The organism is Streptomyces sp. NBC_01571, assembly GCF_026339875.1.
Taxonomy (GTDB): domain Bacteria; phylum Actinomycetota; class Actinomycetes; order Streptomycetales; family Streptomycetaceae; genus Streptomyces.
On record NZ_JAPEPZ010000001.1, the window covers coordinates 1,888,376 to 1,900,831 of the forward strand.

Here is a 12,456-nt window from a genome sequence, read left to right on the forward strand (position 1 = left end):
GCTTCTTTCCGTGCAGCCAACAGGACCCTAGACAAGTCCCATCGTTGCAGGTCAGAAGCACTCTCTGCTTATTTGATCAAGGCATGGACAGGTCCACTCGTGAAAGCGCGAGGCTAGGCCGCGACCCTCGCCACGAGGGAAACGCAGCCGGTCATCCAACGTGTCCCAGGCATCGCCGGTGAGGTCGTCCAGCACGGCGGCGGCCGTGAGGACGAGCCGGCCGAGGCGCGCTTCCACGTCCTCCCACGTGTGTGTCACCTCGGTCGCCTCGCCCCGCGGGCCATGCCCAGCGCCCCGTACACGGCGGTGGCGACCTGCCTCATGTCCCCGCTGATCGCGAGGACCTGGACGATACCCCCGGCCGCTGCCGGCTCGTCCACCGTGTGGTCCTGGAGCTGCTGCTTCACCACAGCCGCGGCGTCCCCGCTGACCGTGTCCAGCGCGATCATGGCCGTCACGATGACGTCCGCGCTCCTTCGCCACGTCCCCCCACCCGTGTGACGCGCCCTTCCTCGGGTTCGCGCCGAGCACGCCGTGCAGGGCCTCCGCCCCCAGCTCCTCGCTGATCTTGAGCACTCGCACGAGCCGGGCGTCTTCCAGCGTCGTCGGCGCCGCGTCCGTGTCGAGCCACTTCCGCAGCAGCGTCACGTAGTCCCAGGTGTCAACCTTCATACCGTCCTCCTCGGGCGGTTCCTGCATCAGGGTCAGAACAGCGCTGGCGCCGAGTGCTCCACGGCGGCCGGGTCGGTCACGTCCAGGGGCGCCGTGGCATTGAGCGCCAGGGCGACCGTCAGGGCGGAGTGGTCCGTGAGCAGCCGGTCCTCGTCGGTGCGCGGCTCGTGCACGTACCGGGAACCCGTCACGTGGCGCGTGAAAGGCCCGGAGACGTGGGCGTGGTCGTAGCGGTAGCCGTCGCCGGTACGCCCCACCCAGGAATACTCCAGGGCGTCCGGGGCCAGGAGGCGGAAGGCGTCCTGGTACCCGGCCGTGGCGAGCCCGGTATAGAACTCGTACCCCCAGGCCTGGAAGGTCCGGTATCGCGGGACGTGGGTGGACTCCAGGATGTTGAAGCCCCCGAGGACCAGGCGGTGGCCAGCCTTCCCGGTGGGGAGCGCGGCGGCCAGGCCCTCCAGGAACGTGCGCTTCCTGGTGACCTTCGCCTCCGTCTGGTCGCGGGACGGGGAGCGGGCTTGTGGCGAGGCGGGACACGATCATCACGCCCCCCTCCCGGGTGCCGTGCGGCGGCCGGGGACGTCCGCGTACGGCTCCGCGACGAGCAGAAAGTTCCGATCGTCGCCTACTCGACCTCCGGGGAGTGGGCCGCGCTCCAGGCCCTCGGCACGGCCGGAATGGTCGAGTACCTGGCGAGTCCGCGCCGAGCTGGCCGCGCTCCACCCGGACGTGCAGACGACGGTGCTTCCCGTGAAGACGACCGGCGAAGGTGGAGGGGAAAGGCGCCTTCACGAAGGAGGTTGACGCCGCGCTCCTGGCCGGTGACGCCGATCTCGTGGTGCACTGTGTGAAGGACGTCCCCGCGGACCGGCCGCTCCTGGCCGGGACCGTGTTCGCCGCCTTCCTCAAGCGCGACGACATCCGGGACGCCCTCATCCACCCCGGCGGCGTCACCCTTGACGAGCTCCCGGCCGGCACGCGGATCGGCACCTCCTCCGTCCGCAAGATCGCCCAGCTCCCCGTATACCACCCGCACCTGGAGTGCGTCCCGATGCGCGGTAACGCGAACCGCCGCCTGGAGAAGCTGGGCGCCGGCGAAGCAGACGGGCTCATCCTGGCCGTCGCTGGCCTGGAGCGGATCGGCCGGCGCGAACGGAGACCCTGGCCACCGACGTGATGATGCCGCCCATCGGCGCCGGAGTCCTCGCGCTCCAGTGTCGCCAGCACGACACGGAGCTGATCGACCTCGTCAGCGGGCTCGGCGACCGCGACGCCTACCGGGAGACCGAGGCGGAGCGCATGTTCCTCCACGTCCTCCAGGGGCACTGCGACTCCCCCATCGCCGGGTACGCCCAGGTTGAGCGCGGCGGGGAGCTCTCGCTCCGCGCCACGGTGTTCTCCCCGGACGGGAAGGTCATGATCTACGCCCACGAGTGGGCGGGCCGCCTGGACCCGGCCACGCTCGGCACCTCCGTGGCCGTCTCCCTTCTTCGTCAGCGCCCGCGAGTTGATCGACGGCATCCCGTATTGAGCCCTCCGCGAGGGCGTAGCGGCGAGCCTCGCCTGCCCGTCCGCGCCCTCGCCGGGACCTCCCTGCCGAGGAGTCGGCCGAGTTACGTCATCGGGGGCGGAGCTCGGCGGCCGTTGTCGGTGCGGGCCCGTACGATTTGTCCATGCCCTCCCCCTCCAGGCCTCACGGTCGGCTGCAGCCTGCTGCTGCGCGGATCAACACGGCGATCCGACGACTCATGGAGGAGCCCAACACGCCCCGGCGCGCGGTGGAGTACCAACGGCTCCTGGTCGAGTGGGAGAAAGCCACCCGGGCCGATATGGTCAAGGCGGCGTAGCGCACGAGCACCCCGCCGACTGGGCGGGTCCTACCGGTAGTTCGTTAAACCCGCCGGTAGCCGTGGGTTGACGGCTGGGTGGTTCGGCCGCAAAGCGGTGGGTACGAGTCAACTGCCGTGCTGGAGATGACTGCCCGCCGTTCGTGTCCGCCCGCGCCAGGTCCATTGGAAGAGTACGCGAGCCGGTTCGACGACCTCTTTGCCAGCCTCGCCCAGCGGCGGGGGTTACTTGACCCTAGAGCGGAACAAGACGATCACCTGTCTGGCCGGAGCGGAGACGGTTGTCGGTGCGCGAACAGCTGCGGCGCAGCGATTGCAGTACTTTCTGTCCGAGTCCGTCTGGGACACCGAGCAGGTCAACGGCCGACGGCTTGACCTGATGCGCGGTCAGACTGCGACCGCTCCGCACGCCGACGGAGTGATCGTGATCGACGACTCCGGGGACCCAGGGACGGCACGGCCACCGCACATGTGGGTTGGCAGTAGCTGGGCCGGTTGGGCAAGACCGACAACGGCGTCGTCACGGTGACCACGGTGTGGACCGACGGCCGTGTGTACTCGCTTGACCACCGGTTCACTCCGGGGCCCGAAGCCTCTGATCTCCAATGTCCATCAAAGCGGACCGGGCAGTTTCTGTGTGTGCCCTCAGGTCAGCGCAGGCCGTCTGTGTCGTCGCACTCTTCACCGACTGGGAGTGGCCGATGGTCGCCCCCCAGGCTCTCGCTGTAGATGACCGAGGAGACCGCCCTGTCGTATGCATCGTTGAGGCCGTTCCCGCTTGTGCCGAGCATGTTCTCCCAGTCAATTCCCATACCTACGAGCCTATCCGCACCGCTCGAGACACTGCGGCCCTGCGGCTGAACAGCCTGGAGCTGCATCCGATCGAGGGCATCTATGTGCACGTGGGCGAGTCGAAGGCCAACCGGGACAATGTGCTGCCCGACATCGTCGTCCTGCCTTTCAGGCGGACGTCATCGAGCTGTGCGCTGTGCGGCACCGGATCACCGATGGGTCTGGTGGCGCCTCTACGACGGAAGACGCCCGTAAGCGTCGGCGGACGATCATGCGGCAGCTGCACAGGTACCAACTCGACGCGCATGTCTTCGGTGTCGGCGGCCGTACGAGGCTGATCAGCGGCGCGGACCTCGCCTCGCCCGCTCCCCTGCTGCGAGCGACGTACCGCAACAGGAGGGACGTACGGATTCAGGAAGCCGGTGTGAGCGGCGACGCGCTGCACGCGATGCTGCACAGGCGCATAGAAGAGGCCGGGATGGATCCGTCGGCATCCGGCTTTTACCGTCTGTGAGCAGGGCACGTCGCTCAGGGAAGACGAAACGGCGCGAGCACCGGGGGAATCATGCGGGCCGGCCGGTGGAGGAAGCCCGAGACGGCGTCTACGACCGGGAATTCAACCCGGCCGCCCGCAACAGCGTCATGCGCCTGGGTCGGTGATCTCTCCGGCCGGCTTGTTGCGGACATCACGCATCCGGGCGTCGAGAGCGGCCTGGGTCTCAGGGTCGAGCTCGTAGTCGCCGGCGGTTTCCGGCTTGACGTCCAGCGCGTGAGAGCGGAATGCCTCCCGCTCGGCGGACAGATGCTGGATGGTCTGGGTGATCCGGTGGATCTTCTGGCGCAGCCTCTCCCATTCCTGCTCGGCAAGGGCGAGTTCGGCGAGCTGGTTCTGGATCTCGGCTTCGTTTTCGCGGGCGTAATTGTCGCTGACCAGTGTGATCAGAGGGACCCCGAGAGCTTCGGCAGCGGTGACCGCCTCGTCGAGCCTGACCGCGCGGGTCTGCTGCTCGATGCGTGTGATGGCGGTGGAGTCAACGTTCGTGCCGAGCAGGGCGGCCATACGGCGCGCTAGCTCTGCCTGGCTGATGCCGAGGCGTTCGCGTTCTTGACGAAGTCGGCGGGCGAAAAGGTCGCCGGGCAGTGGATTCATGGCGGTTTGGCACTTCCTGGTCAAGATCGCGATCGGGTGTGTGAGGGTGGCCCGCCTCGAAATCGAGCAGGCCAGCGCCGCAGCAGTGCTGGAGCGGCACATTACACATCTCACACTGCGGATTCCACAGGCTTCCGCCGCGACCCTGCGGTCGCGCGTCGCGATGCCGATTCGCCTCGTTTCCGAGCCCCTTTTGGGTCTTTATCAATAGACCCTTTCACGGTCCATATGACTAGCCATACGAATGAGGTAGATTAGTCACTGCAGATGCGCACGTATACGAGCCAGCGGGGGGAGCCGACAGCATGTCTACCGACCACCCCGGCTTCTATCACTGCCCGACCGGGCGGATGAGCTGCGCTTGTTGCTTTGTGACTCACTGTCATGCCACCGAATGATTCGAAAGGCGAGAGGAAAGATCCATGACGAAGATCTACGAGGCAGCCGTCCTCACACAGGCTTCCCTGCCGAGTGCAGCCTGGGACCTGACCAGCTTCCTGCAGAACGCCAAGTCCCAGATCCAGCTCTGGGGCGGTCTTCTGCTCATGCTGCTCGGTGCTGCCGGCCTGGTCTGGGGCGGTGTGCTCCTGATCAAGAAGCTGATGGCCAACCCGCAGTCCGCGGGTCAGCAGCAGGGCTGGGGCACGATCGCGCTCCTCATTCTCGTCGGCGGAGCCCTGGGCACCGGCGGGTGGTCGCTGATCTCGACGATCGGTTCCGGCGGCCAGCAGACCATCACGGACCTCGGCGGCGGCACGGTGATCGTCCAGACCACCGATCAGTTCAGCGGGTTCCTGAGCGGCCCTTCCAAGTAAGAGGCCGTCACAGACGTGCACACGACCGGGGACAGAGGCGTCGAGCGAACCGGGTCGGTTGAGGTGCAAGGCCTCATCCGACCCGGTTCGCCATATCCGGGCCCGCAGCACGGTGCAGGCACGAAAGAGAGCAGAACATGGGGATCAAGGACAAGGCACTGGCCTTCAGCAGGAAGTTCAAGCTCGACTCGCACCACGCGATCGAGCGGTTTGGGGTGTTCTTCGGCATCTTCGCGGTCACGGGCGCGATCGTGATCAGCGCATCGGGTGCCTCGGCGTACCAGGCGGGGCGTGACTCGCTGTCGCAGACGGCGCTGTACACCAGCGACTTCAAGACGTCGAAGACGAATCTCGACGGCACCGTCGACGGGGTCTACACCAACGAGAGCGGCAGCAAGGCGCTCGTGATGATGCACTTCAGTCCGACCGCTCAGATCTCGTACAACGCCGCGGACTACAGGGCGTTCCTGCTCGGGTCGGACACCTCGCTGAACAGCGAGCCGGTCAGCACCAGCGGGATCAAGGGCTCCTTCTTCGCCTTCGGTTCGACCGGCTACGTCGGGGTCCTCCTCAACGCCGACCGGCCCTTCGACCGTCAGGTGTTGAACCTGACGGTCCGTGCGAATGCCGAACTCACCACGCCCGGAGCGGAGCAGGCGCATAGCAGCGGCAAGCTGGCCGGCGACGAGACCTTCTCCAAGTACGACCAGTGGCGGGTCTTCTTCAACCCCGGCGCGTCCGGGGTCCAGAAGATCGCGGCGCTCGACGCTCTGACCTTCGACCCTGCGCAGGCCTACTACGAGGTCGCGCTCAAGGAGATGGAGGCCGAGGCCAGGGATGCCCTGGACCAGAAGCTCGTCGAGATGCGCACGAATCTGACGCAGATTCAGTCGTATACCTCCGACCTGCAGACGACGAAGATCGACGGCCTGTTCCTGCGTCCGCCGACCGTCCCGGTCTCGATTGCCACCGACAAGATCACGGGCGTCTCCGCGGCCGCGGCCAAGGACGGCGTCTCGACGCTGGCGCTGCAGACCAAGCATGTCGTCCCCGGCGGCTTCGACCTCAACTGGCGTGCAGGCAACGTCTACGACGGCTACCTCGACGCCCTGGTGCCGGCCGGTCAGAGCTACGCCCAGTTCTTCACCAAGAAGCGTGACGAGGGCTCGGATCTGACGAGCCAGCAGATCTCGGACATGCAGTGGATCCTCTCGGACGGCACCAGCCTCACCAAGGACTACCAGTCCTCTGACGTGACGATGCGCCCGCTCATGAACATCATGAACAACCTTTCACAGGCGTATCAGGACTACTCCCGAAACAAGTCGCAGTACGAGTCTGATCTGTCGCTCGATCTGCTCCGACTGGACGTGAGTCTGCGGGACGTGCAGTCCAACAGCACCATTCGAGACGACAAGGACTTCCTCACCACGCTCCATTGAGTACGGCGATGAAGTGACGCATCCCGCTGCCTGACATTGACCCGGAAAGGAAAACGACATGGCCACCGACAAGCCGAATCGGAGTCCCAAGAAGGGGACGACGAAGGATCAGCCGAGCACGTCGGTGAGTCAGGGGATGCCCCGGCAAGGTCGCGGGACCAAGAGCCTCGGCCCTGAGGAGGGCATCGAGAAGCCTCCCGAGGGCAAGGCCAGCGTGCCCAAGCAGCTCCCGGCCCCGGGAGCTGCTTCTTCTGGTCCTTCTGGCGCGGCAAACACTGCGCCGAAGATGCCGGACGCGGCAGACACCGCAGAAACCGCAGGCAAGGCAGCCGGTGCCGCGAATGCTGGGTCGAAGATCAAGCATGGCATGAACGGCGTTGCCGGGAACATGGCCGGAGGCGCGGCCCAGAAGGCGATCGAGGGAGATGGCAGCAGCGCGACCCGCCGTAACGCCGGGCGTTACGCGGGAGCTGCCGTCTCCGGTGCCGTGGCCGGCGCACAGGCTGGCGGGCTTCCGGGAGCTGCCGTTGGCGCAGCGAAGAACGTCGGCGTCGAAGGGGCCCAGGACGCGGTCAAGGGCGTGTCCAAGGTCACCGGTGGCAGCCCGGACGCCAAGCCGGCCGACCAGCGCATGCTGGGTGCCGGCGGCACGGGCTACGAGCAGGGTGCGCCGAAGGACGACGAGGGCCTGGGCTCGAAGGCGGCCAAGGGCGTCGCCGTCGGCGGTGGCGCGGCTGCTGTTCCGCCGGCCATGGGTGTGGTCATGGCCATGGCCTTCCTGAACTGGCTCAAGTCCATGTTCTTCGCCGCCATGGCGATGGCCGTCAACGCCGGGAAGCTGCTGTGGACGCTCATCGTCAGCATTGTCAAGGCGGTTGGTCATGCGATCGCTGCGCCGTTCATGGCGATCGGCAGCTTTATAGCCAAGGGGGCCGGCGCGGTCCTGGGCGTCGCTGTCACGGCGACGATGGCCCCTGTAGCGGCAGCGATGTCGGGTGCGGTCGCGATGACCGCCACCGTGGCCCTGCTGGGCACGGTCTTGACCGGCGTCCTCAACTCGACGGCGCTGACCGAAGGCAGCATCAACACGAACGGGACGGCGTGCGTCGTCAACGCGGGTAGCGTCGGCAACGGTTCCGGGGCCACCGTCCCGGCGGACGTGGAGAAGAACGCCAAGGAGATCTACTCGGTACTCAGCAGCTGGGGGATGCCGAAGGAGAACATCGCGGGCATCCTCGGCAACTGGTCGCAGGAGTCTGGGATCGACCCGACGAGCGTGGAGAACTTCCCCTCGGGGACGTATGCCATGACCGCCGAGAAGGCCAGCGCCGCACAGAACACGGACAACGGCATCGGTCTCGGGCAGTGGACGTTCGGCCGCAACACGTTGCTGCGCCAGTACGCGAAGAGCAAGGGCGTCGACTGGTTCACGATCAAGGCCCAGCTGGCCTTCATGGTCGATGGTGACAACCCCGGCGATGTCACGGTCTTCAAGGACATGCTCAAGACGTCGCAGGGCTCGCCGCGTACGGCGGCGCTGCACTTCCACGAGAACTGGGAGCGCTCCACTGACGGCGCGGCCGGGCTCACCGCACGAGGCGACAACGCCGAGATGTGGTTCGGCAAGATGAGCGGCTGGTCGGTCGACAGCTCGATCGTGGGCGACGTCAAGGACATCGTCGGCGGGATCATCGAGAACATCGTCAACGGCATCAACACGATCCTGGGCAACTGCACCTCCAAGGGCGGCAGTTCCGTCTCGCTGAAGGACGGCGGGATGACCCAGGAAGAGGCTCAGGCCCTCGTCGACCTCTTCAACAAGGAGGGTGACAAGTTCCTCGACGACCGCTACGGCGACCAGGGTGGTCCTGGCTCGTGCGGGAGCAATCACGCTGAGAACTGCGTGTCGTTCTCGACCTACTTCGTGAACAAGTACACGACGTTCCAGACCTACCCGGCCGGTGACGGCAAGGAGACGGCGTACACGATCGCGGGGGAGGCCGGCAAGCAGTTGTCTTCGACTCCGACGGCGTATTCGGTGGGTTCCGGCCCGGGCTCCGGTCCTGCCGGCCACACCCTCGTGGTGCTCGGCGTCCAGGGCGACAAGGTCATCCTCGGCGAGGCCGGCTACTGCGCCTTCATGGGCCGGATCCGTGTCGACAGCGCGGCGCGGATGGCGGCCGAGGGCTGGAAGTTCGTGGACATGTCGGATTCGATGCTCCCCTCCGGCAAGATCAAGACGGTCTGATGCGCTGCATCTGATCTGGGAGTGAGAAGCCGGTGCCGGGCGATCTGGGCACCGGCTTCTTCATGTCCGGTGCAGGCCCTGCGTGCCGGCTTCGCTTTTCGGAGCCCTTATCGAATGGATTCAAGGTCTATTCTCAATGCCTTTCGAGATAGACTTGAGTCGTTTATGAGGGCAACGTGGAGTGAGGAGTGTGTTCCGTGACGAAAGTCCATGACGAGTCCGAGAGCTCGGGCCCCGATCAGGAGACCGGGTCGATACCCGAGGAGAAGCCCGCGGCACCGAAGACGCGCAAGAAGGTCACCGGAGCCGAGCTCGAGGAGCGCTTCGCGGGCTGGACGATGCGCCAGCGCGAGAAGGTCCAGGTGCGCACCCCTGAGGGCAACGCACGTTTGATCCGGCGCAGCGTGACCGCGGTGATGGGCATGGGGATCCTCGCCCTGGCCGTCGCCACGGGCGTGGTCGGCGAGAGCTTCAAGGCGAGCACGGCGGACAACGACGCCCAGATTGTCCGGCTCAAGGGGCAGCTGGACGATGCCCAGTCCACGCCCGTAAAGGCTGACGCCGGCGCGCAGTTGTCCAAGCTCACCGAGGCGGCAGCCGCTGATGCGAAGAAGGTCGCGTCCGGGGAGCAGACTTTCGCCACGTTGTACCACCAAGCCGGCGTCCAGCCCAGCCCGGACAACGGGTCCCCGAACAAGGCCACGTTGGAGATCATCAAGCACCGCCGAGACATGGCACCGCTGTTCAGCAAGGACTCCTTCCTGGTCAGTGACAAGGAGGCGTACAGCACCTCGTCGCTGACGCCGTTCGATGCGACCACCGAGATCGATCCGCGCCACGCCTGGTACATCCGCTACGACGGCCAGAACGCGGCTGCCCCGAGCACGTACGCGTGGAAGGTCGAGACGGTGATGCCCGATCTGAGCGTGAAGGACGGCTCGGGCGCGACGAACCAGGCAAAGGTCGTCTGGCTGTGCCGGGACACAAAGAGCGGTGAGGTGCTCGCCTGGGCGAGCGCGCGCTACGTGCGCAACGGCTCGACGGGGGCCTTCAGCGACCTGGCGCTCGTGGTGACGGCCACCGGTGCTCAGTACGAGAACCCCGCGATCAAGCAGCCGACCGGGTCCGGAGTCCCTGAACTCAGCGGCTCGGGCGCACAGAAGAAGGGTGGGAAGCGATGACGGAGCAGACGGCAGTACCCACGCGGCGGGGGTTCTTCCGGCGCAATCTCTCGGTCCTGGTGACGGCAGCGGTCCTCACGGTCGTCGCGACGGCTGCCGGTGTGACCTGGGGCAGCCAGCACGCGGCCCTGGCTGAGCAGGAAGCCCAGATCAACGACGCCGAGGGACATCTAGCAGGCATCCAGAAGAAGAACGCCGAGCAGGTGAACGCGGACGTTATGGCGGCCCTGGGGGTCAGTCAGAACCGGCTGAGCACCGACGGTGGGCGCATCAAGTTGCTGCTCCCGATGGCCTTCACGTGGGACTCGGGACAGAGCTACGAGGCGGCGCGCGAGAGCCTGAAGAGCCGGTTCGGCCTCACCGAGAACGAGACGTTCCTGAAGTCGTTCATGCCTTCGTCGAGGTTCAACGAGGACTCCCAGGGGCGGCGTTACTACTACATCGACACGGTCGGCCTGAACTCGGCCCTCGGCGCGGATCCGGACATCGAGGTCGTCGACGTCAAGGCGGGCGTCTACACCTACGCCGTCCTGGCCGACGTCGAGGTCACCTCCGACGCGGTGTCCCAGAACAAAGCGAGCAAAGCCAGTGTCACGGCGCACCGGCGCGCGCTGCTCTTCGTCACGGTCGACGCCCAGGGCAAGGTCTCGAATCTCTCCGGCGTCCCGGCGAGTGGCGAGACCCGCTATTCCGGATAACCAAGACTCCCTTTCGACTCGTCTCATTGATAGAGTTGCCCTGGTATTCGAGTGAAACGGTGAGTTGAGGACTAATGGCATCGACACAGACCGATGAGTCGGGTGGGGGCGCAATGCGCAAGACGCGCTTCGTCGCGACGTCCGCGTCCTCACAGGAGGGCGCGGACACTCCTGCGCAGACGGAGCCCGCGGGCGGCCTGCGCAAGCGCACCCTCGTGGCCGGCGTGAGCATGGGTGTGGGCGCACTGCTGTGCTTCGTACTCTCTGCGGGGTTCTCCGGCGGTGAGAGCGCGGTGAGCGATAGGGCTGCGCCGGAGATCTCCTCTCTGCAGGAGCAGATCAGGATCACCGAGGCGAAAACGGCGGCGCTGCCGAAGGCCGACGACGCCGAGCGTGGTCTGATCGCGGCCCTGACGGCGGCTGGACAGGTCGTGAAGCTGCAGAACGACTACCGCTACCTGACGCCCAGCGTGGCGGCAGATGGCGGCACGCTCGTCACGGCGACGTCTCAGTCGACGCTGCGCAACCTCATCCCCTACTTCGCCCCCTCGGTGCACCAGGCGGACCTGGGGCCGTGGTATCTGCTCGCCGGTGACAAGGACGTGGCGGCCGGCGTCGGGATCCCGATGAGCTTCAGCTCCGGCTTTGAGTGGGTCGCCCAGGTGCCCTACCTGGTCAACGACGACAGCACCATCACGGTGACCTGGCTGGCGATGGAGACCAGGACGGGTGCGGGCGAGAGGCCGGCGGTGCTGGCCTGGGCCCGCGCCGATTACGACCTGGTCCGCAAGGCGTTCGTGAACATCCAGACCGGCACAACGGCCACCGGCGAGGCCTTGAGGCAGGAGGTGAAAGCACCGTGAAGGAGGAGATCAAGGACAAGCTGCGCCAGCACGCCGGGAAGATCCTGCTCGGCGGTACTGGGGCGCTGCTCGCGCTCTCGGTGGTCACGCTCGGAGCCAGCCTGCTCAGCGACGGCCCGGCCTCGTCGGACACTCAGGCCGATGCGGTTGTTCAGAAGCTCGAAGGCAACCTCGGCGACGCCCAGGCCAAGCTCGCAACACAGCACACGGCGCTGCTGGTTCAGCTGCCGGGCATGGACATCGAGCGGGTGAACCGTGACAGGGCGACGGGCCGGTCCCTCCTGCTCAGCCTCACCGACAGCTCGGCGTCGACCCGGACCGTCAAGGAGCAGCAGGTACTGCTCGACGCGCGCTACGGCTTCCTCGACCACAAGTCCCGGGTGCTCACCGAGTTCGTGCCGGAGTGGATGACGGCGACCGGAGCCACGAAGGGCGCTAGGACGACGTACACGCTCGCTGATCTGGACATCGGTGTGAGTCGGGTGCAGGGCCTGAACTACTCCTACACGGGGGTGGCCCGGCTCGATCCGGTCCGCGTCGGGCCGGATCAGAACAGCGCTGCCAAGAGCGAGTTCACGGTCTTCACCTACTCCACCTCTCAGGACGGCACGGTGACGTCGCTGGACGCCTATCGGGCCTCCAGCAAGACCCGCGACGCCCTCGCTGCCGCCAGCGAGGAACAGCCCTCCCTCAAGCCGACCGGGTGAGCAAAGCGCCCACCGCTGCAGCACGCGTCCCAGAAGACCCC

At 66.6% G+C, this 12,456-nt stretch carries 13 protein-coding genes and 2 pseudogenes; 12 read left to right on the top strand and 3 right to left on the bottom strand.

The window, feature by feature from the left end:
• Positions 1-254 precede the first annotated feature (254 nt).
• Both OHB41_RS52010 and OHB41_RS08350 read right to left on the bottom strand, forming a co-directional pair.
• Entirely contained in the window at positions 255-458 is a 204-nt protein-coding gene (locus OHB41_RS52010) for a hypothetical protein (RefSeq protein ID WP_323138363.1), read from the bottom strand.
• Positions 459-704: 246 nt separating this feature from the next.
• Positions 705-929 carry a hypothetical protein gene (locus OHB41_RS08350; RefSeq protein ID WP_266697313.1) on the bottom strand — a complete coding sequence of 75 codons (225 nt, stop codon included), beginning with the start codon at positions 927-929 and terminating at the stop codon, positions 705-707.
• Between the two features lie 451 nt (positions 930-1,380).
• On the opposite strand from OHB41_RS08350, the pseudogene hemC reads away from it, so the two are divergent.
• The 4 genes and pseudogenes from hemC to OHB41_RS08370 all read left to right on the top strand — a co-directional run bounded on the left by hemC (position 1,381) and on the right by OHB41_RS08370 (position 3,825).
• Positions 1,381-2,203, top strand: a pseudogene (gene hemC / locus OHB41_RS08355) (hydroxymethylbilane synthase).
• Between the two features lie 142 nt (positions 2,204-2,345).
• Positions 2,346-2,519 carry a hypothetical protein gene (locus tag OHB41_RS08360; RefSeq protein WP_266697314.1) on the top strand — a complete coding sequence of 58 codons (174 nt, stop codon included), beginning with the start codon at positions 2,346-2,348 and terminating at the stop codon, positions 2,517-2,519.
• Positions 2,520-2,645: 126 nt separating this feature from the next.
• Positions 2,646-3,077: pseudogene (locus OHB41_RS52575) on the top strand (transposase); the annotation flags it as partial.
• A gap of 505 nt (positions 3,078-3,582) precedes the next feature.
• Positions 3,583-3,825, top strand: a complete 243-nt coding sequence (locus OHB41_RS08370) for a hypothetical protein (RefSeq protein WP_266697316.1) — start codon at positions 3,583-3,585, stop codon at positions 3,823-3,825.
• 126 nt (positions 3,826-3,951) lie between these two features.
• Here the strand turns inward: OHB41_RS08370 and OHB41_RS08375 are convergent, their stop codons facing one another.
• Positions 3,952-4,461, bottom strand: a complete 510-nt coding sequence (locus OHB41_RS08375) for a helix-turn-helix domain-containing protein (protein WP_030214145.1) — start codon at positions 4,459-4,461, stop codon at positions 3,952-3,954.
• Between OHB41_RS08375 and OHB41_RS08380 the strand changes: the two genes are divergently transcribed.
• The 8 genes from OHB41_RS08380 to OHB41_RS08415 all read left to right on the top strand — a co-directional run bounded on the left by OHB41_RS08380 (position 4,460) and on the right by OHB41_RS08415 (position 12,415).
• Positions 4,460-4,672 carry a hypothetical protein gene (locus tag OHB41_RS08380; protein ID WP_030214142.1) on the top strand — a complete coding sequence of 71 codons (213 nt, stop codon included), beginning with the start codon at positions 4,460-4,462 and terminating at the stop codon, positions 4,670-4,672. The genes OHB41_RS08375 and OHB41_RS08380 overlap by 2 nt on opposite strands.
• A gap of 211 nt (positions 4,673-4,883) precedes the next feature.
• Entirely contained in the window at positions 4,884-5,276 is a 393-nt protein-coding gene (locus OHB41_RS08385; protein WP_006378607.1) for a hypothetical protein, read from the top strand.
• Positions 5,277-5,413: 137 nt separating this feature from the next.
• Positions 5,414-6,718: a hypothetical protein gene (locus OHB41_RS08390; protein ID WP_266697317.1), complete on the top strand. Its 1,305-nt coding sequence runs from the start codon at positions 5,414-5,416 to the stop codon at positions 6,716-6,718.
• A 367-nt stretch (positions 6,719-7,085) separates the two neighbouring features.
• Complete coding sequence (locus OHB41_RS08395) at positions 7,086-8,966, top strand: phage tail tip lysozyme (RefSeq protein WP_266697318.1); 1,881 nt, start codon at positions 7,086-7,088, stop codon at positions 8,964-8,966.
• A gap of 197 nt (positions 8,967-9,163) precedes the next feature.
• Complete coding sequence (locus OHB41_RS08400; protein ID WP_266697319.1) at positions 9,164-10,147, top strand: hypothetical protein; 984 nt, start codon at positions 9,164-9,166, stop codon at positions 10,145-10,147.
• A complete protein-coding gene (locus OHB41_RS08405) occupies positions 10,144-10,845 on the top strand; it encodes a hypothetical protein (protein ID WP_266697320.1) in 702 nt (233 codons plus the stop codon). Before OHB41_RS08400 ends, OHB41_RS08405 begins: the two co-directional genes overlap by 4 nt.
• Positions 10,846-10,958: 113 nt before the next feature.
• Positions 10,959-11,708, top strand: coding sequence for a hypothetical protein (locus tag OHB41_RS08410; RefSeq protein WP_103544052.1), 750 nt, complete (start codon positions 10,959-10,961; stop codon positions 11,706-11,708).
• On the top strand, positions 11,705-12,415 hold the full coding sequence (locus tag OHB41_RS08415; protein WP_103544051.1) for a hypothetical protein: 711 nt from the start codon (positions 11,705-11,707) through the stop codon (positions 12,413-12,415). The genes OHB41_RS08410 and OHB41_RS08415 overlap by 4 nt, the downstream gene beginning before the upstream one ends.
• Positions 12,416-12,456: the final 41 nt, after the last annotated feature.

Excerpts from the sequence above, each read along its gene's own strand:
- OHB41_RS08360 (WP_266697314.1), top strand. The coding sequence starts at position 2,346 with ATGCCCTCCCCCTCCAGGCCTCACGGTCGGCTGCAGCCTGCTGCTGCG.
- OHB41_RS08370 (WP_266697316.1), top strand. The coding sequence starts at position 3,583 with ATGCGGCAGCTGCACAGGTACCAACTCGACGCGCATGTCTTCGGTGTC.
- OHB41_RS08380 (WP_030214142.1), top strand. The coding sequence starts at position 4,460 with ATGGCGGTTTGGCACTTCCTGGTCAAGATCGCGATCGGGTGTGTGAGG.
- OHB41_RS08375 (WP_030214145.1), bottom strand. The coding sequence starts at position 4,461 with ATGAATCCACTGCCCGGCGACCTTTTCGCCCGCCGACTTCGTCAAGAA.
- OHB41_RS08385 (WP_006378607.1), top strand. The coding sequence starts at position 4,884 with ATGACGAAGATCTACGAGGCAGCCGTCCTCACACAGGCTTCCCTGCCG.
- OHB41_RS08390 (WP_266697317.1), top strand. The coding sequence starts at position 5,414 with ATGGGGATCAAGGACAAGGCACTGGCCTTCAGCAGGAAGTTCAAGCTC.
- OHB41_RS08395 (WP_266697318.1), top strand. The coding sequence starts at position 7,086 with ATGAACGGCGTTGCCGGGAACATGGCCGGAGGCGCGGCCCAGAAGGCG.
- OHB41_RS08405 (WP_266697320.1), top strand. The coding sequence starts at position 10,144 with ATGACGGAGCAGACGGCAGTACCCACGCGGCGGGGGTTCTTCCGGCGC.
- OHB41_RS08410 (WP_103544052.1), top strand. The coding sequence starts at position 10,959 with ATGCGCAAGACGCGCTTCGTCGCGACGTCCGCGTCCTCACAGGAGGGC.